The sequence below is a fragment of the Nocardia sp. NPDC057272 genome, assembly GCF_042668615.1.
GTDB lineage: Bacteria > Actinomycetota > Actinomycetes > Mycobacteriales > Mycobacteriaceae > Nocardia.
Map to the genome: position 1 here is coordinate 415,056 of NZ_JBHUYK010000001.1, position 24,542 is coordinate 439,597.

At 66.9% G+C, this 24,542-nt stretch carries 23 protein-coding genes; 9 read left to right on the forward strand and 14 right to left on the reverse strand.

What is annotated here, in order from left to right; all coding sequences use genetic code 11:
• Nucleotides 1-44: 44 nt before the first annotated feature.
• Nucleotides 45-1,313 (reverse strand): condensation domain-containing protein, encoded by a 1,269-nt coding sequence (locus ACFULV_RS01870; protein WP_378652427.1) that lies wholly within the window; start codon nucleotides 1,311-1,313, stop codon nucleotides 45-47.
• A 105-nt stretch (nucleotides 1,314-1,418) separates the two neighbouring features.
• Here ACFULV_RS01870 and ACFULV_RS01875 point away from each other — a divergent pair, with 105 nt between their 5' ends.
• The gene (locus ACFULV_RS01875; RefSeq protein ID WP_056813016.1) at nucleotides 1,419-1,697 is read left to right on the forward strand and encodes a hypothetical protein; all 279 of its coding nucleotides are present in this window, start codon (nucleotides 1,419-1,421) and stop codon (nucleotides 1,695-1,697) included.
• Nucleotides 1,694-2,017, forward strand: a complete 324-nt coding sequence (locus ACFULV_RS01880) for a hypothetical protein (RefSeq protein WP_378632602.1) — start codon at nucleotides 1,694-1,696, stop codon at nucleotides 2,015-2,017. The genes ACFULV_RS01875 and ACFULV_RS01880 overlap by 4 nt, the downstream gene beginning before the upstream one ends.
• An 85-nt stretch (nucleotides 2,018-2,102) precedes the next feature.
• Here ACFULV_RS01880 and secA read toward each other — a convergent pair whose 3' ends face one another.
• Complete coding sequence (gene secA, locus ACFULV_RS01885) at nucleotides 2,103-4,901, reverse strand: preprotein translocase subunit SecA (RefSeq protein ID WP_378652070.1); 2,799 nt, start codon at nucleotides 4,899-4,901, stop codon at nucleotides 2,103-2,105.
• Nucleotides 4,902-5,128: 227 nt separating this feature from the next.
• On the opposite strand from secA, the gene ACFULV_RS01890 reads away from it, so the two are divergent.
• The 6 genes from ACFULV_RS01890 (at nucleotide 5,129) to bluB (ending at nucleotide 12,055) form a co-directional block, all read left to right on the forward strand.
• On the forward strand, nucleotides 5,129-6,541 hold the full coding sequence (locus ACFULV_RS01890; RefSeq protein WP_378652073.1) for a wax ester/triacylglycerol synthase family O-acyltransferase: 1,413 nt from the start codon (nucleotides 5,129-5,131) through the stop codon (nucleotides 6,539-6,541).
• Nucleotides 6,542-6,551: 10 nt separating this feature from the next.
• Nucleotides 6,552-7,097, forward strand: a complete 546-nt coding sequence (locus ACFULV_RS01895) for a DUF6912 family protein (protein WP_378652430.1) — start codon at nucleotides 6,552-6,554, stop codon at nucleotides 7,095-7,097.
• Between the two features lie 100 nt (nucleotides 7,098-7,197).
• Nucleotides 7,198-8,355, forward strand: coding sequence for a ferredoxin reductase (locus ACFULV_RS01900; protein ID WP_378632597.1), 1,158 nt, complete (start codon nucleotides 7,198-7,200; stop codon nucleotides 8,353-8,355).
• Nucleotides 8,356-8,653: 298 nt separating this feature from the next.
• Nucleotides 8,654-10,057: a fatty acid desaturase family protein gene (locus ACFULV_RS01905; RefSeq protein WP_378652076.1), complete on the forward strand. Its 1,404-nt coding sequence runs from the start codon at nucleotides 8,654-8,656 to the stop codon at nucleotides 10,055-10,057.
• 94 nt (nucleotides 10,058-10,151) lie between these two features.
• On the forward strand, nucleotides 10,152-11,396 hold the full coding sequence (locus ACFULV_RS01910; RefSeq protein ID WP_378652079.1) for a fatty acid desaturase family protein: 1,245 nt from the start codon (nucleotides 10,152-10,154) through the stop codon (nucleotides 11,394-11,396).
• A gap of 14 nt (nucleotides 11,397-11,410) precedes the next feature.
• Nucleotides 11,411-12,055: a 5,6-dimethylbenzimidazole synthase gene (bluB, locus tag ACFULV_RS01915; protein WP_378632591.1), complete on the forward strand. Its 645-nt coding sequence runs from the start codon at nucleotides 11,411-11,413 to the stop codon at nucleotides 12,053-12,055.
• Nucleotides 12,056-12,102: 47 nt separating this feature from the next.
• On the opposite strand, the gene hpf is transcribed toward bluB, so the two are convergent.
• The 6 genes from hpf to ACFULV_RS01945 all read right to left on the reverse strand — a co-directional run bounded on the left by hpf (nucleotide 12,103) and on the right by ACFULV_RS01945 (nucleotide 18,836).
• Nucleotides 12,103-12,732 (reverse strand): ribosome hibernation-promoting factor, HPF/YfiA family, encoded by a 630-nt coding sequence (gene hpf, locus ACFULV_RS01920; protein ID WP_378633433.1) that lies wholly within the window; start codon nucleotides 12,730-12,732, stop codon nucleotides 12,103-12,105.
• Nucleotides 12,733-12,987: 255 nt separating this feature from the next.
• The gene (locus ACFULV_RS01925; RefSeq protein WP_378652082.1) at nucleotides 12,988-13,632 is read right to left on the reverse strand and encodes a ComF family protein; all 645 of its coding nucleotides are present in this window, start codon (nucleotides 13,630-13,632) and stop codon (nucleotides 12,988-12,990) included.
• A gap of 33 nt (nucleotides 13,633-13,665) precedes the next feature.
• Nucleotides 13,666-15,483 carry an MtrAB system accessory lipoprotein LpqB gene (gene lpqB, locus ACFULV_RS01930; RefSeq protein ID WP_378652085.1) on the reverse strand — a complete coding sequence of 606 codons (1,818 nt, stop codon included), beginning with the start codon at nucleotides 15,481-15,483 and terminating at the stop codon, nucleotides 13,666-13,668.
• A complete protein-coding gene (gene mtrB / locus ACFULV_RS01935; protein WP_378652433.1) occupies nucleotides 15,480-17,363 on the reverse strand; it encodes an MtrAB system histidine kinase MtrB in 1,884 nt (627 codons plus the stop codon). Before mtrB ends, lpqB begins: the two co-directional genes overlap by 4 nt.
• Before the next feature lie 70 nt (nucleotides 17,364-17,433).
• Nucleotides 17,434-18,111, reverse strand: coding sequence for an MtrAB system response regulator MtrA (mtrA, locus tag ACFULV_RS01940; protein ID WP_056813049.1), 678 nt, complete (start codon nucleotides 18,109-18,111; stop codon nucleotides 17,434-17,436).
• Nucleotides 18,112-18,188: 77 nt separating this feature from the next.
• Nucleotides 18,189-18,836 (reverse strand): dTMP kinase, encoded by a 648-nt coding sequence (locus ACFULV_RS01945; protein ID WP_378652088.1) that lies wholly within the window; start codon nucleotides 18,834-18,836, stop codon nucleotides 18,189-18,191.
• 110 nt (nucleotides 18,837-18,946) lie between these two features.
• Between ACFULV_RS01945 and ACFULV_RS01950 the strand changes: the two genes are divergently transcribed.
• Nucleotides 18,947-19,255: a hypothetical protein gene (locus ACFULV_RS01950; RefSeq protein WP_378652091.1), complete on the forward strand. Its 309-nt coding sequence runs from the start codon at nucleotides 18,947-18,949 to the stop codon at nucleotides 19,253-19,255.
• A gap of 57 nt (nucleotides 19,256-19,312) precedes the next feature.
• Here the strand turns inward: ACFULV_RS01950 and ahcY are convergent, their stop codons facing one another.
• The 6 genes from ahcY to ACFULV_RS01980 all read right to left on the reverse strand — a co-directional run bounded on the left by ahcY (nucleotide 19,313) and on the right by ACFULV_RS01980 (nucleotide 24,388).
• A complete protein-coding gene (ahcY, locus tag ACFULV_RS01955) occupies nucleotides 19,313-20,797 on the reverse strand; it encodes an adenosylhomocysteinase (protein ID WP_378652094.1) in 1,485 nt (494 codons plus the stop codon).
• A gap of 58 nt (nucleotides 20,798-20,855) precedes the next feature.
• Nucleotides 20,856-21,911, reverse strand: coding sequence for an alkane 1-monooxygenase (locus ACFULV_RS01960; RefSeq protein WP_378652097.1), 1,056 nt, complete (start codon nucleotides 21,909-21,911; stop codon nucleotides 20,856-20,858).
• A gap of 233 nt (nucleotides 21,912-22,144) precedes the next feature.
• On the reverse strand, nucleotides 22,145-22,804 hold the full coding sequence (locus ACFULV_RS01965) for a TetR family transcriptional regulator (RefSeq protein ID WP_378632576.1): 660 nt from the start codon (nucleotides 22,802-22,804) through the stop codon (nucleotides 22,145-22,147).
• On the reverse strand, nucleotides 22,801-22,983 hold the full coding sequence (locus tag ACFULV_RS01970; RefSeq protein WP_378632574.1) for a rubredoxin: 183 nt from the start codon (nucleotides 22,981-22,983) through the stop codon (nucleotides 22,801-22,803). Before ACFULV_RS01970 ends, ACFULV_RS01965 begins: the two co-directional genes overlap by 4 nt.
• Nucleotides 22,980-23,153 carry a rubredoxin gene (locus ACFULV_RS01975; RefSeq protein ID WP_082844102.1) on the reverse strand — a complete coding sequence of 58 codons (174 nt, stop codon included), beginning with the start codon at nucleotides 23,151-23,153 and terminating at the stop codon, nucleotides 22,980-22,982. The genes ACFULV_RS01970 and ACFULV_RS01975 overlap by 4 nt, the downstream gene beginning before the upstream one ends.
• Nucleotides 23,150-24,388: an alkane 1-monooxygenase gene (locus ACFULV_RS01980; RefSeq protein ID WP_378652100.1), complete on the reverse strand. Its 1,239-nt coding sequence runs from the start codon at nucleotides 24,386-24,388 to the stop codon at nucleotides 23,150-23,152. Before ACFULV_RS01980 ends, ACFULV_RS01975 begins: the two co-directional genes overlap by 4 nt.
• Nucleotides 24,389-24,542 lie beyond the last annotated feature (154 nt).

Sequence of the window (24,542 nt, forward strand, 5' to 3'; positions counted from 1 at the left end):
CCCTGCCCACTGCTGGGCTCGGTGCGCGCGATGACGGTTACGGCTCAGCGGGTCACCGAGCGGAGCGTGCGGTCGGCGAGGGTTTCGATGGTCGCCCGGGAGAGCATGGTGTCGACGTAGCAGAAGGTGATCGACATCGTGGTGCCGAGAGTGGCTACCGCGACCGTCAGCGCACTGGCGCAGGAGTTCGTACCGGCGACCGTCAGCGCCGTGATGTCCAGCGGCTCAGGAGTTTCGGGCGGTGACAGCCTGCCGAGGTTGCTGAGCGTGACATTCCACGGGGCTCGGCGGTCGATGAGTTCGATGGTGCGCCTGCCGGATTCGAGGGAACGGGGGCAGCCGTAGCGAATCGCGGCAAGGGCGGTGAGATCGTTGTTCTTCGCCAGCCGTCGGCGCAGTTGGGTTTTCGCCGCGCGGGCCGCATCCCAGAGGGAATGGGCAGGGCCGTAGGGGACGAAAGTGGGGACCACCGCGGTGAACATGCCGGGCTCGTCGTCGGCCGGGGGCGGGTTCAAGCGGGACCGGACGTCGACCGGAATGCCGATGCCCGCGACGCCGGAGGGCCGGGGGGCGAGTTCACCGAGGGCGGCGGCCAGGGCGGCGGCCAGCGCGGCGTTGATCGTGACGTCGTGCTCGTGGCAGCGGGTGCGCAGCTCGGTGAGGGTGTCGCCCTCGATGGTGCGGATCACGGTGCGGGTGCGCCGGATCGGGAGTGGTGGCGGGGTGCCGGGCAGGCTGGTCGGGCGGCGGGCCATCGCGGTGAGCTGGCCGGTGAGGTTGGTGCGCAGGCAGCGTAGGAGGCGGGTGTACGCGGGCGGGATGAGGTCGTCGGGGGCCGGGATCGGCGAGCGAGAGCCGGCGGGGACGGGAGATCCGAAGGCGTAAGCGAGGATTCGCCAACCCAGCGACGTCATCGAACGGCCGTCGAGCACAACGTGGGACAACACGAGGATCAGGTCGTGTCGTTCCTCGCAAGTGCCTGGGCGCCACACCAAATCGATGAGGCGCCCCGGTGCCGTCGCGAGGTCAACGGGCTCGGCCAGCTGTTCGTCGAAGACCGTGCGCCACTCGTCGGGGTCGTCGACTATGCGGTGCAGGACCGGTAGATGCGGGTCGGTGGACGGAGCGAAACGCGGGCCGTCGACAACCGTTGTCCGCAGGAGCGGAAATTCCGCGACCAGCGCGTCAGCGGCCTCTTCCAACCGGTAAGCGCCGATCGGCCCGCGCACCCGCAATCGGACCACACAATTCGCCGGCGACAACTGATCGACGAGCCAGAACCACCGCTCCGACGCCGACAGCGGCCGCGTCACCTCGCCCAACACGGCCTCCGCTGTATCGACACACCGCGAGCGTACCGACGCCCGCCCGAAACTCAGCACTTTCACATGGCCTTACTACATGCGTATTATGGACTTATGGGTTTCGAGTGGCCTGATTGGGCGATCGCTCACCTGATCGGCATCGAACCCAGCGAGGTTCGGCAGGTCCTCGCAGCGTCACGACGGTGGCCACGCCCGGCCTTCGACGGCCAGGTGACCGTCCTGACGGTGTGGGGGCGCACCACAGCCGGCCGCCCGTTGATCGTGGTGATGCGACAACGGGAGGACTGGACGTGGGTGATCATCGGCGCACGCACGATGCGCGCCGAGGAACTGGCGCAATTCGAGCAGTGGGAAAGTGAGACCCGATCATGAGCGAGCCAGGACTTCCGTCCAGCAAAGAAGAACTCGCCGACTTCATGGATCGGCTGAGTTTCTCCGACGAGCCCACCGATGCCCCACCACGTCTTCCCGTCAACGAAGACATCATGGTGACCACGTCGATCCGGCTCCCCCTCGGCCTGCACAGCCGCCTGAAATCCCTCGCCGACGAACGTCGGGTAGGGGTCTCCACCCTCCTGCGCGAATGGGCCGAGGCAGCCGTCGCCGACATCGACGACGAAGACCAGATGATCTCCCTCGCCGAAGCCAAACGCGCCCTCTCCCGAGTCCACCCCATCCACCGGGCGAGCTGACGCGCGGACCGACCGGTAGACGCGAAGACGACTGAAGCCCCCGCCGAAAGCGGGGGCTTCAGTCGTCTAGATCAGCTGGCTCACCTCAGCGGCGGCGCTTGCCCTTCGAGTCGGTCCGGGCGGCTTCGCGGCGTTCGCGGCGGGTGCCGGACTGCTGCTGGCCGCCGTATTCCTGTGCGTCGGAATGGGATTCGGCGTGGCCGTCTTCGGCGGGGCCCGAGTAGTTCATGGCTCGGGGAGCCTGGTCGCTGATTCCCTTGGCACGCAGAGCAGGCGGGGCCTGGTTCGCCGCGGGGGTGTCCTGCGGGCGGGCACCGACCGGGGAGCGCAGCCCCTTGTCGACCGAGACGCCTTCGGGCTGGGGCTGCTGGACCTCCACCTGGAGGTTGAAGAGGAAGCCGACGGACTCCTCCTTCAGGCCTTCCAGCATGGCGGCGAACATGTCGAAGCCCTCGCGCTGGTACTCGACCAGCGGATCACGCTGGGCCATGGCGCGCAGGCCGATGCCCTCCTTGAGGTAATCCATCTCGTAGAGGTGTTCGCGCCACTTGCGGTCGAGGACCGAGAGCAGAACCTGACGTTCCAGGTTGCGCATCGCGCCTTCGCCCGCGAGACCGTCGATCTCCTGCTCGCGCTTCTCGTAGGCGTTGTGCGCGTCTTCGAGGAGGGCTTCGCGAAGCTCGTCGCGGGTGAGTTCGCCCGCGTCGCCGGTGGCGGTCTCGCCGGTGAGTTCCTTGTGATCCAGGGTCACCGGGTAGAGCGTCTTGAGGGCGGTCCAGAGCTTGTCCAGATCCCAGTCCTCGACGTAGCCCTCGGCAGTGGCACCGTCGACATAGGCGGTGGTCACGTCGGTGATCATGTTCTGAACCTGACCCTCCATGTCCTCGCCACGCAGGATCTGGTTGCGCTCGCCGTAGATGACGGTGCGCTGCTGGTTCATGACCTCGTCGTACTTCAGAACGTTCTTGCGGATCTCGAAGTTCTGCTGCTCGACCTGGGTCTGGGCGCTCTTGATGGCCTTGGAGACCATCTTCGCCTCGATCGGCACATCGTCGGGCAGGTTCAGCCGGGTCATGATCGACTCGAGCGCGGCGCCGTTGAAGCGGCGCATCAGCTCGTCGCCCAGCGACAGGTAGAAACGGGACTCGCCCGGGTCGCCCTGACGGCCGGAACGACCACGCAGCTGGTTGTCGATACGACGCGACTCGTGGCGCTCGGTGCCGAGCACGTAGAGACCGCCGGCCTCGCGGACCGTCTCGGCGTCGTCCTCAGTCTGCTTCTTCACCTGCTCGAGCGCGGAGTGCCAGGCGGCCTCGTACTCGTCGGGGGTGTTCACGGGGTCGAGGCCCTGCTTGCGCAGCAGGATGTCGGCGATGATGTCGGCGTTGCCGCCGAGCACGATGTCGGTACCACGACCGGCCATATTGGTGGCCACGGTGACCGCGCCGGGACGACCGGCCTCGGCGATGATCTGGGCTTCCTGCTCGTGGAACTTCGCGTTCAGCACCGAGTGCGCCACACCGCGTTTGGTGAACTGCTTGGACAGGTACTCCGAGCGCTCGACGCTGGTGGTACCGATCAGGACCGGCTGGCCCTTCTCGTGCCGCTCGGTCACGTCGTCGACGACCGCGGCGAACTTGGCCTCTTCCGACTTGTAGATCAGGTCGGCCTGGTCCTTGCGGACCATCGGCTTGTTCGTCGGGATCGGGACCACGCCGAGGTTGTAGATCGAGTGCAGCTCGGCGGCCTCGGTCTCGGCGGTACCGGTCATGCCGGAGAGCCGGTTGTAGAGGCGGAAGTAGTTCTGCAGGGTGATCGTGGCCAGCGTCTGGTTCTCCGGCTGGATCTCGACCTTCTCCTTGGCCTCGATCGCCTGGTGCATGCCCTCGTTGTAGCGGCGGCCCACCAGGATGCGGCCGGTGAACTCGTCGACGATGATCACTTCACCGTCGCGGACGATGTAGTCCTTGTCGCGCTGGTAGAGCTCCTTGGCCTTGATGGCGTTGTTCAGGTAGCTCACCAGCGGCGAGTTCGCGGCCTCGTAGAGGTTGTCGATACCGAGCTGGTCCTCGACGAACTCCACGCCCTGCTCGTGCACGCCGATGGTGCGCTTCTTGATGTCGACTTCGTAGTGGACATCTTTCTTCAGCAGCGGCGCGATGCGCGCGAACTCGGCATACCACTTCGAGGAGGCGTCGGCCGGGCCCGAGATGATCAGCGGGGTGCGGGCCTCGTCGATGAGAATCGAGTCGACCTCGTCGACCACGGCGAAGTTGTGACCACGCTGGACGAGATCGTCCAGGGAGTGGGTCATGTTGTCGCGCAGGTAGTCGAAGCCGAACTCGTTGTTCGTGCCGTAGGTGATGTCGGCGGCGTAGGCCACCCGACGCTCGGCGGGAGTCATACCGCCCAGGATCACGCCGACCTCGAGACCGAGGAAGCGGTGCACGCGGCCCATCCACTCGGCGTCGCGCTTGGCGAGGTAGTCGTTGACCGTGACCACGTGCACGCCGTCGCCGGAGATGGCGTTCAGGTACGCGGGGAGCACACAGGTGAGGGTCTTGCCCTCACCGGTCTTCATCTCCGAGATATTGCCCAGGTGCAGCGAGGCGCCGCCCATGATCTGGACCTTGTAGTGCTTCTGGTTCAGCACCCGCCACGAAGCCTCACGCGCCACGGCGAAGGCCTCGAGCAGCAGGTCGTCGAGGGTTTCCCCGTCGGCGTAGCGCTGGCGGAACTCGTCGGTCTTGGCACGCAGCTCGTCGTCGGTCAACGCTTCGATCTCGTCGCCGTACGCGATGACCTCATCGGCGAGGTTCGAGAGCCGCTTGACCATGCGACCTTCACCAATCCGTAGCAACCTCGTCAGTGTCAGCGCAGGCACGGGTCTCGTCAGTCCTCTGGTCGGAGTTGTGTTCAACGGCGATGGTAGTCCGCAGACCACCGTACCCGGCGGCGCGGACCCGTGCCCGGCGTACCGGCGCACTCATTACCCCAGGTCACGACGCTCGGCGAGCCTCCTTGCCCGGCACCGCGATTCACCTGCCGTGACGTAGGATGTAGCGCGTGCCCGATCAGCGCCATGCGGCACCGGAAGGAGCTTCGGAGCGCGTGATCACGAGATTGACGCCGCAGGACGCGTCGTTCTATCGGCTCGAGTCGAGCAGTAACCCGATCCACATCGGCTCTCTCGCGATCCTGAACAACTCCTCCCCCGACAGCACGGGCCAGGTACTGGACTACGAACGCCTCGTCGACCTGGTCGAATCCCGGCTGCCGATGGTGCCGCGCTACCGCCGCAAGGTGCGCGAGATCCCGCTCGCCCTGGGCAGGCCGGTCTGGGTCGAGGACAGCCGTTTCGACATCAGCTATCACATCCGGCGCTCCGCGCTGCCGAGTCCCGGCAGCGACTGCCAGCTCTACGATCTCGTCGCCCGGCTCGCGTCACGACCCCTGGACCAGGGACGGCCGCTGTGGGAGATGTATCTGATCGAGGGCCTCGCCGACGGGCGCGCCGCGGTGTTCACCAAGTCGCACTCGGCGCTCGTCGACGGTGACACCGCCCTGGAGATCGGGCACGTGATCCTCGACAACTCCCCGCTGCCGCGCGAACTGGCCGACGACTCGTGGCGTGCCCCGCGCGAACCCACAGATGTGGAACTGCTGGCCGGCGCACTCTCGCAACTGGCCGCGCAACCGCGCGAGGCCTACAGCGTGATGCGCGACGCCGGATCGAACGCGTTCGGCGTGGTGCGCGGCACGCGGATGGCGGTGAAGGCCGCGGCCAACGTGGTGCGCGCGGCGACCTCGAGCGCGGCGCCGGACAGCCCGCTCAACGCCCGCACCTCCCGCAGCCGCCGCTTCGACGTGGTACGCACGGATCTGGACGACTACCGCACGATCCGCAGGCATTTCGACTGCTCGATCAACGACGCCGTGCTCGCGGTGGTCACCGGGGCGCTGCGCAACTGGCTGCTCTCGCGCAACGAGGCGCTGGTCGAGTCGACCAATCTGCGCGCGGTGGTGCCGATGTCGGTCTATGTCGACGGCGACAATCAGCTGACCCCGGCCAGCGAGGTGTCCTCGTTCCTCATCGATCTGCCCGTGGGCGAACCGAACCCGACGATGCGGCTCTCGCACATCTCGCATGCCACCGAGGCGGCGGGCAGGCAGCGCCGCGGGGTGCGGGCGCGCACACTCGTGCACCTGGCCGGGTTCGCGCCCGCGAGCCTGCACGCGATGAGTGTGCGAGCGGCGAGTACCTTCGCCGACAACAGTTTCAATCTGGTGATCACCAACGCGCCGGGACCACAGACCGCGATGTACATCGGCGGCGCGCGCATGCTGGAGATGTATCCGGTATCGCCGCTGCTGCGCAATCAGACGTTGAGTTTCGGACTCACCTCGTACGACGGTCAGGTCTTCTACGGACTCAACGCCGACCGCGACGCCATGGCCGATATCGATGTCCTCGCGGCATCGGTGCACGAATCGATGGAGGAGTTGCTCGGTGCCTGTCCCTGAGAACGACACGATGCGCGTCTACATCCCGGCGACGATTCCGCTACTGCGCCAACTCGTCGACGAGCAGCAACTGCTCCCGCTCGGCGCGACCGCGTTCGCCGTGACGCCCGCGCTGCGCGAGGCCTACGCCGCCGGCGACGACGAGGAGCTCGCCGAAGTGGCGATGCAGGAAGCCGCGCGGGCCTCCATGCGGTTGATCGGCGCCGAGCGCGACGGACTCGACGATCTCGACGACGACGCCGAGGGCTCGGCCACCGCCCCGGGTAGCCCGGTGTATCGGCGCGCGGTGATCGCCGCGGATGTAGCGGGGGCGAAACTGCGGCCCGATCTCGACGATGCTGTGGTGAAGCTGTCGGGACCGGTCACCTTCAAACAAATCGCGGCCGTGCATGTGGACCTGGCCGAGGCCGAGCCGCAGGTGGCCAAGGCGGTGGACGTCATCGACGCCGCTGACCTCGGTGATACCGACGCGGAATTCGTCCTCGGTGACGCGGAGGACCACCAGCTTGCCTGGTACGCACCACAAGAACTGCCGTTCCTGCTCGAGCTGTTGTAATTTGCGGTGGGCGACCTCGGGGTTGCCCACTGTTCACAACTGGCGCCGAACCTACGATGCCGTAACCTGGCTGCGAGAGGGCTACCCCACGGTGGACCGGATGCACGACAGGGAGAAATCGCACAGCATGGTCATCGACAAGTTCCGGGAATGGCTCGAAGCACCGGCGGCGCAGGTCGCCGACCGCGGCGGCAAGCTCAATATCTTGCGCGGCGCGGTAGCCCGGGTCACCACTCCCCTGCTGCCCGACGACTATCTGCATCTGGCCAACCCGCTGTGGTCGGCGCGCGAACTTCGCGGGCGCATCGTCGAGGTCCAGAAGGAGACCGCCGACTCGGCGACCCTGGTGATCAAGCCGGGCTGGGGCTTCGATTTCAAGTACCGCCCCGGGCAGTACATCGGCATCGGCATCCTGATCGACGGTCGCTGGAACTGGCGTTCCTACTCGCTGACCTGCCCGCCGGACTGGACCGGCGAGGGCGGTAAGCGGCTCATCTCCATCGCGGTGAAGGCGATGCCGGAAGGCAAGTTGTCCAGCCACCTTGTCAACGGGGTGGCTGCGGGCACCATCGTGCGGCTGGCCGCGCCGCAGGGCGGGTTCGTGCTGCCGGAGCCGCCGCCGGCGAAGGTGCTGTTCCTCACCGCGGGCAGCGGGATCACCCCGGTCATGTCGATGTTGCGCACGATGGACCGGCGCGACGGCGTCAACGATGTGGTGCACGTCCACTCCGCGCCCACCGACGCCGACGTGATGTTCGGTGCCGAACTACGCGCCCTGCACGACAAGCACCCCAGCTTCGTCTCCCACCTGCAGCTCACCGATGCCCACGGCCTGTTCTCGCTGGCCAGCCTCGACGAGCTCTACCCCGACTGGCGCGAGCGCGAGACCTGGGCGTGCGGACCTGCCCCGATGCTCGACGCGATCGAAACCCACTGGAAGAACGCGGGTGTGGGCGACAAGCTGCACATCGAGCGCTTCGAGGTGGAACGCTCCGCGATCGGCGAGGGCGGCACGGTGACCTTCGGCACCACCGGACGCACCCTCACCGTCGACGGCGCCACCAGCCTGCTCGAAGCCGGTGAGTCCGTCGGCGTGCAGTTGCCCTTCGGCTGCCGGATGGGCATCTGCCAGACCTGTGTGGTGACGCTGTCCGCGGGACACGCCCGCGACCTGCGCAACGGCGACGAACGTCAGCCCGGCGACAAGGTGCAAACCTGCATCTCCGCCGCCGCAGGCGACTGCACGCTGGACATCTAACCGGTTGCCGAACCGCTGAGCGGGTACCCTTGAAGTACGCGTCGGCCATAACCCGTGACCGGCGGCAATCGCTTAGGCCCCTCACTTCGATCAATGCCTGAGGGCGCAACTTAGGATCACTCACAGGCCGAACCGCATCGAGGCGACAACCCTAGGCGCGCAGCGCCCGGTTGTCGCCGCCTCGATTCCGGACTCGCCGAAGAGTGCGACCGAGGAGCGCCCTCGACGAGGCAAGATCGAGGTTCCCAGGCCGAGAACCCGCGGCATCAGCTGCTGATAAACAACAGGAGGACCCCCGGTGGCCATCACCGATATTCAGGCCTTCGCCCATCTGACGGCGGCCGACATCGAGACACTGGGGAAAGAACTCGATTCGATCCGCCGTTCGGTGGAGACCTCCCGTGGCGAACGCGACGCTCGCTACATCCGCCGCACCATCGCCGCCCAGCGAGCTCTCGAGGTCGCCGGGCGCGCGGTGCTGTTCGGCAGCCGCAATCGCTGGGCGTGGCTGGGCGGCACCGCGATGCTCTCGGTCGCCAAGATCATCGAGAACATGGAGCTGGGCCACAATGTGAGCCACGGCCAATGGGATTGGATGAACGATCCCGAGATCCACTCCACCACCTGGGAGTGGGACATGACCGGCACCTCGGCGCAGTGGCGCCGGGCGCACAACTACTCGCACCACACCTACACCAACGTGCTCGGCAAGGACGAGGACCTCGGCTTCGGCATTCTGCGGATGACCCGCGACGAGGCGTGGCGTCCGGTGCACCTGGTCCAGCCCGCCGCCAATCTGCTGCTGGCCGCGACCTTCGAGTGGGGTATCGCGCTGCACGATCTCGGCATCGAGAAGGAGCTGGCCGGAGTCGAGAGCGGCGCGATGACCTCACCCCCCGATATCGAGTTCTACCGCAAGGCGGGCCGCCAGGTCGCCAAGGATTTCGTGATCTACCCGGCGCTGACCGGCCCGGCCTGGAAGTCGACGCTCAAGGCCAACGCCACCGCCAACCTCGTCCGCAATCTCTGGTCCTACGCCGTGATCTTCTGCGGCCACTTCCCCGACGGCGCGCAGAAGTTCACCGCCGAGCAGCTCGACGGGGAAACCCAGGGCGAGTGGTACCTGCGCCAGATGCTGGGCAGCGCCAACTTCAAGGCCGGCCCCGTGATGGCGTTCATGAGCGGCAACCTCTGCTACCAGATCGAGCATCACCTGTTCCCCGACCTGCCGAGCAATCGGTACTCGGAGGTGGCGGTCCGGGTGCGCGAACTGTGCGACAAGTACGACCTGCCCTACACCACCGGATCGCTGGGCAAGCAGTACCTGCTGGCCTTCCGCACCATCCACAAGCTGGCGCTGCCGGATCGCTTCCTCAAGCGCACCGCCGACGATGCGCCCGAGACGTCGTCGGAGCGCAAGTTCGCCGGCATCTCGCTGCCCGACAGCCTGCGGGTCGATCCCGAGACCGGCAAGCGTTTCGGTCTGCGCTCGGCGCTGCACGATGCCAAGGTCTCGCTCGAGATCAAGGCGCGGCACGAGAAGGAAGTACTGCGCGAGGCCAAGACCGCGCTGAAGGCGCGAGCACGGCAGGAGAAGCTGGCGCTGCGCGAGGCCAAGCGGGCACTGGGCGAACGCGCCGTGCGCGAACGGGGTGTGCTGCGCGACAAGGCAGCTCGGCGCATGGCTCGCCATTCCCGATAACATTTTCATCTCGATCGCGCAATAGGACTTATCACACATTTCGTCCCGAAAATCGCCAACCTACGCTCTCGTAACTTACGGTACTGTAGCCGCCATGGCGATCTCGGATGTCAAGGAATACGCGCACCTCACCGCAGCGGATGTCGAAGCTCTAGGCGCGGAGTTCGATGCGATCCGCCGGGAGATCGAATCCTCTCGCGGCGCGGCCGACGCGCGCTATATCCGCAACGTCATCCGGCTACAGCGCGCGCTCGAGATCAGCGGCCGCACGGTCCTGTTCGCCAGCTTCCTGCCCCCGGCCTGGCTGGCCGGTGTCGCCCTGCTCGGCTCCGCCAAGATCATCGAGAACATGGAGATCGGGCACAACGTCATGCACGGGCAGTGGGACTGGATGAACGATCCGGAAGTCCACTCCACCTCGTGGGAATGGGACAACGCGGGCCCGTCGGCGCACTGGAAGATCACCCACAACTTCCTGCACCACAAGTACACCAACGTGCTCGGCATGGACGACGACATCGGCTACGGCCTGCTTCGCGTCACCCGTGACCAGCGCTGGATGCCGTTCTACCTGGGCAACCCCATCTACAACTTCCTGCTGCAGGCGCTGTTCGAGTACGGCGTCGCGATCCAGCACCTCGAGCTGGGCAAGGTCGCCAAGAAGAAGTGGGCCAAGGACTCACCCGAGTGGAAGCAGTTCGAGGCCGACCGCACCCTGGTCCTGAAGAAGATCGGCAAGCAGGCCGCCAAGGACTACCTGGTCTTCCCGCTGCTCACCGGACCCTCGTTCGTCACCACGCTCACCGCCAACATCGCCGCCAACGTGATGCGCAATGTGTGGACCAACGCGATCATCTTCTGCGGCCACTTCCCCGACGGCGCCGAGAAGTTCACCAAGGCCGACATCGAGAACGAGACCAAGGGCGAGTGGTACCTGCGCCAGATGCTGGGCAGCGCCAACATCAGCGGCGGACCGCTGCTGCACTTCATGAGCGGCAACCTCAGCCACCAGATCGAGCACCACCTGTTCCCCGACCTGCCGAGCAACCGCTACGCCGCCATCGCGGTGCGGGTGCGCGAGCTGGCCGAGAAGTACGACCTGCCCTACACCACCGGCTCGCTGCCGGTGCAGTACTTCAAGTCGTGGCGCACCATCCTCAAGCTGTCGCTGCCGAACAAGTACCTGCGCCACACCACCGACGACGCGCCGGAGACCAAGTCCGAACGCCTGTTCGCCGGCAACACCACCCCCTCGATCGACCCGGTGACCGGGCGTCGACAGGGACTGCGCACCGCACTGTCCGCCGGCCGCAAGCTGGCCCGCCGGACCATGGCCTGACCGGCTGCGGTTGTATGGTCGGCGTGAGTGCCGATCAGCTGAGCGTCTACGACGCGATCCGTTTGCGTCGTGACGTGCGCGCCGAATACACCGGCGAGCTCGTCGACGACGACACCCTCCTGCGGATCCTCGACGCCGCGCATCGCGCGCCCAGCGTCGGGAACTCACAGCCGTGGGACTTCGTGGTGGTTCGTCAGGCCGAGACCCTGCGCCGTTTCGCCGACCATGTGGCGGACAAGCGGGTCGAGTTCGGTGCGTCGCTGCCCGCCGAGCGCGCGATGACCTTCGCGCCGATCAAGATCGATGGAATCGTCGAGAGCGGTACGGGTGTGGTTGTCACGCACGATGATTCGCGTGGCGGCCCACAGGTGCTCGGGCGGGCGAGTGTGCCGGAGACCGGCGTGTACTCCACCGTGCTGGCGATCCAGAACCTGTGGCTCGCGGCGACCGCCGAGCAGGTGGGGGTGGGCTGGGTGTCGTTCTACGATCCGGAATTCCTGCGCGAACTCGTCGGCCTGCCCACCGGGATCAAGCCGGTGGCCTGGCTGTGCGTAGGCCCGGTCGACGCGTTCCAGCAGGTACCAGACCTGGAACGTTTCGGGTGGCGGTCCGGCCGATCGCTGACCGAGGCCGTACATCACGAGACCTTCGGCGGCTGAACAAGATCCGGACATCCGCACGGCGGATGCCCGGATCGGTCAGGGTCCTAGGCCAGCTTGATCAGGCCGTAGTCGAAGGCGTGTCTGCGGTAGACCACCGATGGACGGTCGGTCTCCTTGTCATGGAAGAGGAAGAAGTCGTGACCGACCAATTCCATCTGATAGAGGGCGTCGTCCACCGACATCGGTGTCGCGGTGTGCACCTTGGTGCGCACGATGTGGCCGGGGCCCGTCTCGTCGACTGCCTCGTCGTGGTCGTGGGCAGCGGAACCGTCCGGCGGGGTGAACAGCGACTCGTCGACCAATGTGGCAGTGGCCTGCGCGACCGAGACCGGCGTCTTGTCGCCGTAGTGCACGACGCGCCGCTTGTCCTTGGCCCGGCGCAGTCTGCTCTCGATCTTCTGGGTGGCCGATTCGAGCGCGGCATAGAAACTGTCGGCGCACGCCTCGGCGCGCACGATCGGTCCACGGCCACGCGCGGTGATCTCCACACGCTGACAGGCCTTGCGTTGACGACGGTTGCGTTCGTGGAACAGTTCCACATCGAAGAGGAAGATCGACGGGTCGAAGCGCTCTAACCGAGACAGCTTCTCCGCGACGTAGATTCGATAGTGGTCAGGGATTTCGACGTTGCGACCGGAGACCACCACTTCGGCGTTCGGGGTCTCGAAGTCGATCGTCTCGGTGGCACCGTTCTGGAGTGCCGTGGGTTCAGCATCTTGCACTGATGCCCGTGAAGAAGTCGTCACGCGTACCTCCCGGATATGGCCGCACAACTACAAGCGTAGGGCGGCGGGATTGAGCTGTGCCGATCGGGAATCGCCCGGCACCTGTATCCGCGGCACCACCTCCCAAACTTGTGGTTCGGTGTGTGCTCGCGACGCTAGTCCGCCATCGGCAAGTCCGCCACTGTTCACGCGAACTTTCATCAGTCAAGCCGCGCAGGTCACCAAAACCGCGCGGGGAACTATACCGATCCGGTTGAGAACACGTGTCGATTCACAGGCTGTTGCACCAGTTGTCAGCACGTCGTCTACCAGCACTACCTGGGTTTTCGCGCTGATCGCGACCCATTCGCCCGGATCGGCGACAGTCATGATCTTGCCGCGCACATTGTGGGAACGCTCATCCGTCGTCAAGCCCACCGAATCCCGGACACCGCGTCCCATCCGCAGCAGCGGCACGCTCCGGCAATCGATCAGCCACCGTGCCGCGACCTCGGCCGAGCGGGCCACCGGGTCACCACCGCGGCGCCGCGCCGCCGCGGTTCTGGTCGGCGCGGGCACGAGCAACAGCGGGCGATCGGGGGCACGCAAGCGGGCGAGCGCGTGGGCGAGCGCCAGCCCGAGTGGGGCGGCGAGGTCGCGCCGGTTCTGTTCCTTGGCTGCCAGCACCGCCCGCTTGCCCACACCGGCGTAGGGGCCCAGCGCCCAGCACGGAACCCCGGGATCAGCGCGCGGGCGCACCCGCACGGGATCGCGGCCGAGTTCGGCCGCGCACTCGGCGCACCAGCTCTCGCCCACCGCACCGCAGCCACCGCACCGGTCGGGCAGGATCAGATCCAGCAGGGCTCTCATAGCGGAGAAGCATGACAGCGGGCACCGACATGATCAGCTCGGCAAGACCGGCACAACCCGTTCTCCGGTCAATCCGGGTACCTCACGCCAGAAACGGTCGTTGCGGGTCGGATCGGCGGTCTGTAGCTGCAGGACGGCCCGGGAATCGGCCACGTACTGCGTGGCCGGTGCCGCCGTCACCACCCGCACCGGCGGAGTGAGGTTCTGCGAGGTCACCGCACTGAACTGCGAACCGTCGATGGAGACGGTGAAGACCGGGTCGACGTTGCCCTCGCGGGCCACCATGATCGTGTCGCCGGTGATCCAGCTCAACGACACCGCGCGCGAGCTCAGGCCGAGCGCGAGCGGCAGCGGGGAGGTGAGCGCGTACTTGCCGTCGGGGCGGCGCTGGACCACCGCCACATAAACCTTGCCGTCGGCGATCAGCGCCGCGCGCACTCCGGTGCGCGAGATCACCACTTCGCTGATCGGCGGACGTGGAGCGCCCGCGCCTTCGAACAGGGCCGTGATGTCGACGTCCTCGGTGGAGACATTGCCGGTGGCCCGATCGGTGACCGCCCGGATGACCCGGTCACCGTCGATCACGGTCCAGGCGGCGCCGCCGTCACTGGTCCAGGACGGACGGGCGATGCCGGCACCCTCGGCGACCGCGAACGCCTTGGCCCCGTAGTTGCCGATGAGCAGGGTGCGGGCGGCTTCCGGCAGCGGTTTGCCGGAGTCGGCGACCGCGGCGACGAACTGGCCGTCGGCCGAGATGCCGACGGACTGCAGGTTGGTCGCCTCGCCGAAGGAACCGCTCGGGGTGACGATCCCGTCCGGGGTGACCTGTACCAGGGTGCCGTTGCGCAGGGCGTGCAGGCCGATCCGGTTCTGGCCGGGCGCCGAGGCGCTGTACTGGTCGACATCGGCGACCGACCAGCCGTTGGCCGCGTACCGGTCGTCGAGCGGTTTACCGTCGGCGAGCAGCACGTACGGTCCGAGGATGTCGGCGCCGGCCAGGGTGAGCACCACCTGCGCGGCGAGCAGTTCGCGGTCGCGCTGGCCGAGTCCGCCGAGCCCGGCGAAGTCGATGCGCACTCCCCCGATGCCGACACCGACGTCACCCGGTTCGTTGTTGGCCTTGGTGATCGGACCGCGCAGCGAGACCGGCTGCGCCAGCTGGTTGCGCACCACCGGGGCGATCGTGGACTGCGGGCCTTCGGCGAGCATGCCGATCAATCGCTCGGTGAGCTGGGCACGCGGCACCGAGATCCAGCGCGGATCCGGGACCAGGAGCGAGTTGCCCGGGTCGATGTAGTGCAGGACGTAGCGGTGGTAGGACTTGACGAACGCGTCGTTGCCCATCACGACACCCGGTGGCAGCTCGGTGATCCGCCACTCGCCGTCGATCTTGCTCATCTCGATCTTGTTCTCGAGGGTCCCCTCGGTGGCGCGGTAGCCGCCGTCGCGGGCGAGCTCGCCGACCTTGCGGGCGCGCAGCACATAGCTGGCCTTGTCGCCCGACCGCGACTCGCGCAGGGTGTCGGGGCGATCGTCGACGATGGTGGTGCTCGCCTCGTCGTTCCAGCTGCCCGCCGTCTCGGGCGCCATGTACTGGCGGGCCGCGGCGTGCCGGTTGGTGGGGTCGGCGCTGGCGGTGAGGAAGTCGCCCAGCAGCAGGTCGGGGTCGCGGCCGGAGGTCGGCGGGGTCGGGCCCTCCGAGGTGGGCGCGCGGTCGATCGTGCCGAGTGCCTGCGGTGCGGAGGACTCCGGCAGGCTGGCGCACCCGGTGAGCACCATCAGCCCGGCCAGAACCGCCGCGACCAGTGCGGCGCCGTGCCGATCCCGACGATCACCACGCGCACTAGTCATGACTTCCTGTCTCTGGTCTCGGTGGGCATCGACTCGTCGCGGTCGGCGTCGGCCGGGGCCGCGTCGCGGCCGTTGGTCGCCGAATGCGCGCCTGCCGTGGGCGGTTCGACACCGGAATCGTCGGCCGAGGGGTCGTCTTGCGGTTCGGCTCCCGTCTCGACAACCGTCAGTTCGGCAACAGTCGAGTCGGATCCAGCCGACTCGGCTCCGGTCAGCTCCGCGCCGATGGTCTCTGATCCCGTCGTTTCGTCCGCGGTCGGTCCGGCAGGTTCGGCTTCGATGATCGTCGGCTCGGGTTCGGCTTCCGGCAGCGCGGGGACCTTGCGCAGCATCGGTTCCAGGGCGAGCGGGCTCTGACCGAGTTTGCGGCCGCGCACCATCGGGAGCAGCAGCCGGAAGCTCGCGCCGACGCCGGGATCGCCCCAGGCCTCGAGCCTGCCCTCGTGCAGATTCGCGTCCTCGACGCTGATCGACAAGCCGAGCCCGGTGCCGCCCGAGCGCCGCACCCGCGAGGGGTCGGAGCGCCAGAACCGGTTGAACACCAGCTTTTCCTCGCCCGGCCGCAGCCCGACGCCCTGATCGCGCACCACTGTCGCGACGGCGTTGGCCTCGGCGTCGCCGCGCATGCGGATCAGCACCGGCTTGCCCTCGGAGTGGTCGATCGCGTTGGCGAGCAGGTTGCGCAGCACGCGCTCGACGCGGCGCGGGTCGACTTCGGCGATCACCGGTTCCTCCGGCAGATCGATCACCACCTCGATCTCGGCGTCGCGAGCCAGGTGGCGGACCGTGGAGATCGCGGCACGCGCGCACATCCGCACATCCAGCGATTCGACCTGCAGTTCGGCCACGCCCGCGTCGTGGCGGGAGATCTCGAGCAGGTCGTTGAGCAGGCCCTCGAACCGGTCGAGCTCGTTCACGAGCAGTTCGGAGCTGCGCGCGAGGGCGGGATCGAGCTCGTCGCTGGAGCCGTGGATGAGGTCGGCCGCCATCCGCACCGTGGTGAGCGGGGTGCGCAGTTCGTGGCTGACATCGGAAGTGAATCGGCGCTGCAGATTGCCGAATTCCTCGAGCTGGGTGATCTGGTTCGACAGGCTCTCGGCCATCTCGTTGAACGCCTGCGCGAGCCGGGCCATGTCGTCCTCGCCGCGCACCAGCATGCGTTCTTTGAGCCGGCCGTCGGCGAATCGGCCCGCGATCCGCGCCGCCGACCGGATCGGCAGCACCACCTGCCTGGTCACCAGCGCGGTGATCGCGGCGAGCAGCACCAGCAGCACCACGCCACCGATGAGCATCGTGCCGCGCATCAGCGACAGGCTCGATTCCTCGCTGGCCAGCGGGAAGATCAGGTAGATCTCCAGGGTCGCGACCTCGGCGCTCGGGCTGCCGATGACCAGCGCGCGCCCACGGTAGCCGTCGGGGTCGGCGACGGTGGTGAACTGGTAGGAGACCTGATTGCGCTGGACGAATCGGCGCAGCTCCTGCGGCACCTCGGCGAGCGGTCCGGCTGCGATCTCGTGTGGCGGAGTGCCGCCGACCATCGCCAGGGCCGAGTCGAAACTGCCCGCGGCGCCGCTGGATTGCCCGGTGCCACCACGGCTGGACAGCGCGGCGCGCGCGTCGGCGAGTTGCTGATCCTGGCTGTTACCGGATGGAACGCCGGAAAGCTTGTTCTCGATCGTGCTGCGGGCACGATCCATCTCCTCGACAGCCGCGTTGATCTTGGCTTCGAGGAGCCGGTCGGTGATCTGACCGGTGAGCACGACCCCGAGGATCGTGATCACGATGAGCGACAGGGTCAACGTCGAGACGATGACTCGCAGCTGCAGCGATCGGCGCCACAGGTGGCCGAGTGCGGTCCCGACGGCCTGGAACCAGGCCATGATCGGGCTCGCCCATCGCCGCAGCTGCGCCACTGGACCAGTGGTCACAGCGGCGCCCCGCAGTGACCGATCACGGCGGTCCGGCCTTGTAACCGACGCCGCGCACGGTGAGCACGATCTCCGGGTTCTCCGGATCCTTCTCGACCTTGGCGCGCAGTCGCTGCACGTGCACGTTCACCAGACGGGTATCGGCGGCGTGCCGGTAGCCCCACACCTGTTCGAGAAGCACCTCGCGGGTGAACACCTGACGCGGCTTGCGCGCGAGCGCGACCAGCAGGTCGAACTCCAGTGGGGTGAGCGAGATCTGCCCGGGGCCGCGGGTCACCTTGTGCGCGGGCACGTCGATGACGATATCGGCGATCGAGAGCAGCTCGGCGGGCTCGTCCTCGGTGCGGCGCAGACGCGCTCGCACGCGGGCGACGAGCTCCTTGGGCTTGAAGGGTTTGACGATGTAGTCGTCGGCACCGGACTCCAGGCCGAGGACCACATCGACCGTATCGGTCTTGGCGGTGAGCATGACGATCGGAACGCCGGAATCGGCCCGCAGCACCCGGCATACGTCGATGCCGTTCATGCCGGGCAGCATCAGGTCGAGCAGTACCAGGTCGGGGCGGATCTCCCGCACCGCTGACAGGGCCTGTGTGCCGTCGCCCACCACATGCGGGTCGAACCCTTCCCCGCGCAAGACGATGGTCAGCATCTCAGCGAGTGCCATATCGTCGTCGACGACCAGAATCTTGGGCTTCATAGTCCTATGTTGTCATCTCCATGGCCAGGATCGGGCTGCCACGCCATTAATGGTGTGAACCCGTCGCGTATCCAACCTTATCCGGAAAAGATTTCCGAGCAGAGGGTGAGTAACGCAGGCCTATCGTCATCGGATCGGTATGTCCACCACCGGCCGAACCAGTCGCGGTCGGCGAGTTCACGATAGACCTCGCCGGTGCGACGTTGCAGACCGCCGTCCCGTTCGTAGGCATCGAGGGCGCGCGCGTCGTCGAGTTCGCCTCGGCGCCGGGCGCGTTCGGCCGCCACCTCGGTGGAAACGTCGAGCAGAACGGTGAGATCCGGCGGCGGCAGTTCGAGCCTGCCGAACTCCAGATCGCCCACCCACGAAACGATTTCGCCGTCGGCGTCCTGGTGCGCCCGCGCGGCCGAGTAGGCGGCGTTGGACGCCACCCACCGGTCCAGGATCACGATGTCGTTGCCGCCCAACAGGTCCGACAGCTCCGCGCGCGCCGCAGCCCGGTCGAGCGCGAACATGATCGCCATGCCGTTGATCGACCCGGCCAGGTCGCCGTTGCCGCCGCGCAGCGCCTCCGCCGCCAGATCAGCGTGGATCGAATGCCCGTATTGCGGAAAGGCCAGACTGTCCGCCCGCAAGCCCTTCGCGGACAATTCGGCGATCAGCCCGTCGATCAAAGTCCGCTTACCGGCACCATCGAGCCCCTCGATCGCAATCAGTACGCCCATGCGCAGCAGATTACCCGCCGATCGAACCAGCGCCGACCCGCGCCCGGCCGGTCTGGCACCCCAGTTCTGCGGTCTGGTCCTCGCCCCTTCGGACCGACAAGGATTCCGCCATGAAAACGATCTTCCGCACCACCGCCGCCACCGTCGCCGTCACCGCTGTCATGGCAGTCGGCGCGGGCATCACCGCCCCGACCGCCGCAGCACAAGACGCGGTCGGATCCTCCGAGGTCATGGGTTCACTGAGCGAGCTGGTCACCGGCGTGGTGACGACCGGCTCGGGCCCCGCCCTGCTGACGGGGAGCAACGAAGCCGCCACCGCGACCGGCTCCAGCGACCTCGCCGGCGCCCTGCTCTGCGGGCTGATCGGCATGAGCAGCGCCGGTGGCCCCACGATCTGCGACACCGGGCTGGTCGGGTGAGATGACGACGGTGGCCCGCCGACCGAGAGGTCGACGGGCCACCGCGATGTGCACAACTCAGTAGCGGTAGTGCTCCGGCTTGTACGGGCCTTCCACGTCCACGTTGATGTACTCGGCCTGATCCTTGGTGAGCTTGGTCAGGGTGCCGCCGAGGGCCTCGACATGGATCTTGGCGACCTTCTCGTCGAGGTGCTTGGGCAGGCGGTAGACCTCGTTGTCGTACTCTTCCGGCTTCGTCCACAGTTCGATCTGGGCGATGACCTGGTTGGAGAAGCTGTTGGACATGACGAACGAGGGGTGGCCGGTGGCGTTGCCCAGGTTCAGCAGGCGACCTTCGGACAGCAGGATGATCGCCTTGCCGGTCTCCTTGAAGGTCCACTCGTCGACCTGCGGCTTGATGTTGATCCGGGTCGCGCCCGAACGCTCCAGCGCCGCGATGTCGATCTCGTTGTCGAAGTGGCCGATATTGCCCAGGATCGAGTGATCCTTCATCGCCTTCATGTGGTCGAGGGTGATGATGTCCTTGTTGCCGGTCGAGGTGATGACGATGTCGGCGTCGCCGATCGCCTGCTCGACGGTGACCACGTCGTAGCCGTCCATCAGCGCCTGCAGCGCGTTGATCGGGTCGATCTCGGTGACCTGCACGCGCGCGCCCTGGCCGGCCAGCGACTCCGCGCAGCCCTTGCCGACATCGCCGTAACCACAGATCAGCACCTTCTTGCCGCCGATGAGCACGTCGGTGCCGCGGTTGATGCCGTCGATCAGCGAGTGGCGGGTGCCGTACTTGTTGTCGAACTTGGACTTGGTGACCGAGTCGTTGACGTTGATCGCCGGGAACACCAGCTCACCCGCGGCGGCGAACTGGTACAGCCGCAGCACGCCGGTGGTGGTCTCCTCGGTGACGCCCTTGACCGAGTCGGCGATGACGCTCCACTTGGTCTTGTCGGCCTCGAGGCTCTCGCGCAGCAGATCCAGGAACACCGTGTACTCGGCGGAGTGATCGGCGTCGGCGGGCGGAACCACGCCCGCCTTCTCGAACTGCGCGCCGCGCAGCACGAGCATGGTCGCGTCGCCGCCGTCGTCGAGGATCATGTTGGCCGGGGCGTTCGGCCAGGTGAGCATCTGCTCGGCGGCCCACCAGTACTCCTCCAGCGTCTCGCCCTTCCAGGCGAAGACGGGGATGCCCTTGGGCTCGTCGACGGTGCCGTTCGGGCCGACCACGATGGCGGCGGCGGCGTGATCCTGGGTGGAGAAGATGTTGCAGGAGGCCCAGCGCACTTCGGCGCCGAGGGCAACGAGGGTTTCGATCAGGACGGCGGTCTGGACCGTCATGTGCAGCGATCCGGAGATTCGCGCGCCCTTCAGCGGCTGGACGTCGTGGTATTCACGGCGCAGCGCCATCAGGCCCGGCATCTCGTGCTCGGCGAGGCGGATCTCCTTGCGGCCGAATTCGGCCAGCGAGAGGTCTGCCACCTTGTAGTCGATGCCGTTGCGGACGTCGGGGGTGAGCTCGGTGCGCGCGGGGAGTTCTGAGGTCGTCACGTTGGCTAGGTTACCGTCTGGGGCCGCGCGAGTTCCCCTCCTCCGTCGAGGTGGAGTCTCAGGCCGCCGCGCGGTATCGGGCCAGCAACCGTCGCGGCTTCGCGGGCGAGACATTGGCCAGGCTCAGATCGCCGCCGTAGTGCGCCGCAACCCTGGGGTCCATCACCGCACGCCATAGCGGCGGAACGGCGGCGAGCACGATCATGGTGGCGTATCCGGCGGGCAGCTGCGGAGCTTCTTCGGTGCTGCGCAGTGTCTGGTAGCGGCGTCCCGGATTGGCGTGGTGGTCGCTGTGGCGCTGCAGATGGAACAGGAAGATGTTGGTGACCAGGCGATCGGAGTTCCAGCTGTCGCGCGGGGAGCACCGTTCGTAGCGGCCGTTGGGCTTGCGCGCGCGCAGCAGCCCGTAGTGCTCGACGTAGTTGACGGTCTCGAGCAGCGCGATGCCGATCGCGGCCTGGACGGCCAGCCACGGGAGGATGGACGGGCCGAACACGAGCGTCAGCGAACCGAACAGCACCGCCGTCATCGCCCAGGCCTGCAGGATGTTGTTGTCGGCGCTCCACCAGCCGCGACCCTGCCGGTGCAGGCGGGCGCGCTCGAGATGCACGGCCGACCGGAACCCGCCGATCACGCTGCGCGGCAGGAACTCCCACAGCGATTCACCCAGCCGGGCGCTGGCCGGATCCTCGGGGGTTGCCACGCGGGCGTGGTGTCCCCGATTGTGCTCGACGAAGAAGTGCCCGTAGCCCGACTGGGCCAGCGCGATCTTCGACAGCAATTTTTCGGCACTCTCCACCCGGTGACCCAATTCGTGGGCGGCGTTGATGCCGATGCCGCTGACGAAGCCGACCGTGGCGGCCAATCCGAGCTTGTCGACCAGGGCCAGCTCGGGACTCGTCCACATGAAGCAGGCCACGCCGAGGCTGACCAGCTGGATCGGCAGGAACAGGTAGGTGCACCACCGGTAGTACCGGTCGGCGGAGAGCGCCGCGTAGTCCTCGTCGCGGGGATTGTTGCCGTCTTCGCCGACGATCCAGTCCAGCACGGGAATGGCGATCAGGACGATGACAGGTCCGATCCACCAGAACACTTCGGCCTTGGTATGGAACACCAGCTGGGAGGGCAACAGCGCGCACGCCGGGGCGATCAGCCCTAAAGCCCAGAGATACCGTTTGGGATCACGAAAACCCCCCGGTTTGCCAACCGTTTGCACACCCGCTCCGCTACAAAAAGATCAATCGCCGACCGATGTGAATACTGACAGACCGTAGGCGCGTTACACAGCGGCAGATCCTCAAACGTGGTGATGGTTACACAGGGGCGAATCAGAGCTGGTGACTTCTCTCAGTGATCCACTTCACCAGATGGGACACGGATGCCCCGTACCTGCACAATTGCCTCGACGTACGGGGTGAGCAAGGCGCTCATCTCGGCCGCGGCGTCGCGTTCGGGCACGGGCGGATTCGGAATGTAGCTCAGCGCGATCCGCACCAGCGCGTGCGCGAGCACGTCGGCCTCGGCATCGGTCGCGTTCACCCAGCTGTGCGCGAAAACCTGGGTCAGACGCGCGGTGGCGTGCTCGAGCAGCGGCGCCGCGTCCAGCGTGATCAACCGCAACAGGTCCGGCTTCATCTCCCCGCTCAGCAGCGAACGGACCAGTGGGTCGCCCGCGGCGGAGAGGAAGAAGCCGGTCATCCCGACCCGGATCGCGGCGCGCGCGTCGCCCACGTTGGCGTCGAGCGCCTCGCGCACATGGTCGACGAGGTCGTCGGCCAGGCGTAGCGCGTAGGCCTGCGAGAGCCCCGCGCGCGAACCGAACTCGTTGTAAAGCGTCTGCCTGCTCACCCCGGCCCTGGCCGCGACGTCACCGAGCGTGACCTTGGACCAGTCACGCTCGGTGAGCAGTTCGCGCATCCCGTCCAGGACCGAGTTGCGCAGCAGTTCGCGCGCGGCCTCCTGGTACGGGATACGCGAACCGGTGCGCGGAGTACCCGCGACGCTCACGAACGTTCGATCTCGACCATGAAGAAGTCGGACTTGCGAGCACCGCAGTCCGGGCAGGTCCAGTCGTCGGCGATGTCTTCCCAGAGGGTGCCGGGGGCGATGCCGTCGTCGGGCCAGCCCTGGGCCTCGTCGTACTCGAAACCGCACTGTGCGCACTGGTACAGCTTGTAGTCGGTCACTGCGAAACTCCTACCGCCTCGAAGTCGATCTTTTCCCGCACCCCACAGTCCGGACAGCACCAGTCGTCGGGAACGGCCGTCCACAGTGTGCCAGGCGGAAATCCTTCGCGTGGCGCGCCTTTGGCTTCATCGAAGACGAAATCACACACCGGACATTTGTAGGCGCTCACGACTGGACCTCGGTTCCGTACTTTTCCAGCACCTGCTCCCGGCGCTTGGGTTCGATATTGGCGAGCGTGACGTCCCCGCCGTAGTGCGCGAGCACGCGCTTGTCCATCACCTTGCGCCAGATCGGCGGGAAGTAGCCGAGCAGGATCATGCTGGCGTAGCCACTGGGCAGGTTCGGCGCACCGTCCCAGCTGCGCAGCGTCTGGTAGCGCCGGGTCGGATACGCGTGATGGTCACTGTGGCGCTGCAGGTGGTAGAGGAAGATGTTGGTGACGATGTGGTCGCTGTTCCAGCTGTGCGCGGGCGCGGGTCGTTCGTAGCGTCCACTGGCCGTCTTCTGCCGGACCAGGCCGTAGTGCTCGAGGTAGTTCACCGACTCGAGCAGGCTGAACCCGATCACGGCCTGCAGGATCAGATACGGCAGCACCTCGATGCCGAACACGGCGATCAATCCGAGCCACAACACCACCGACATCGCCCAGGCGTTGAGCACGTCGTTGCGCAGCGTCCAGGGACTCTTGTCGAGCCGACCCAGACGTTCCTTCTCGAGATGCCAGGCCGAGCGCAGGCTGCCCCAGACCGTGCGCGGCCAGAATGCCCAGAAGGACTCACCGATGCGCGAACTCGCGGGGTCCTCCGGAGTGGCGACCCGCACGTGGTGACCGCGGTTGTGCTCGATGTAGAAGTGCCCGTAGAACGACTGGGCCAGCGCGATGCGCGCGAGCCAGCGTTCCAGTTCGACCTTCTTGTGGCCGAGTTCGTGCGCGGTGTTGATGCCGATGCCGCCGATCATGCCCACGCTGATCGCGATACCGATCTTGTCGACCACATTGGCGCCGCCGGGGAAGCCGAGCCAGTGCAGGTTCGGCGCGGTGATGATGTAGCAGGCGAAGATGAGCGAGGCGTACTGGAACGGCAGGTACAGGTAGGTGAGGTAGCGGTAGTACTTGTCGTTCTCCAGGTACTCCATCACCTCGTCGGGCGGGTTGTTGCCGTCGGGACCGAAGAACAGGTCCGCCAGCGGGATCACGAGGTAGACCAGCACCGGCCCGAGCCAGAACGGGATCTCGGCGATGCGATGCCAGCCGAGCTGGTTGAGGCCCCAGATCAGGGGGATCGCGATCGTGAACAGGCCGGTCGGGGCGAACAGCCCCCACAGCCACAAATATCGCTTGGAATCTCGCCACTGCGGCGGTGCGACCCGCTGCTCGGACGCGTTGGCATCAGTCGACATCATCGTCTCCAGTTCCGAGGCACATCTCACACGTGTGATGTGCGTAACTCTCTGTCACAGACGATATGTCCCGATGCGTCCGCTGTCTAGACAAATTGGCCAATTTGTAAAGCAGTGACGACCCGGTAACGCGGACGGCGACCGTGCCCCAACTGGA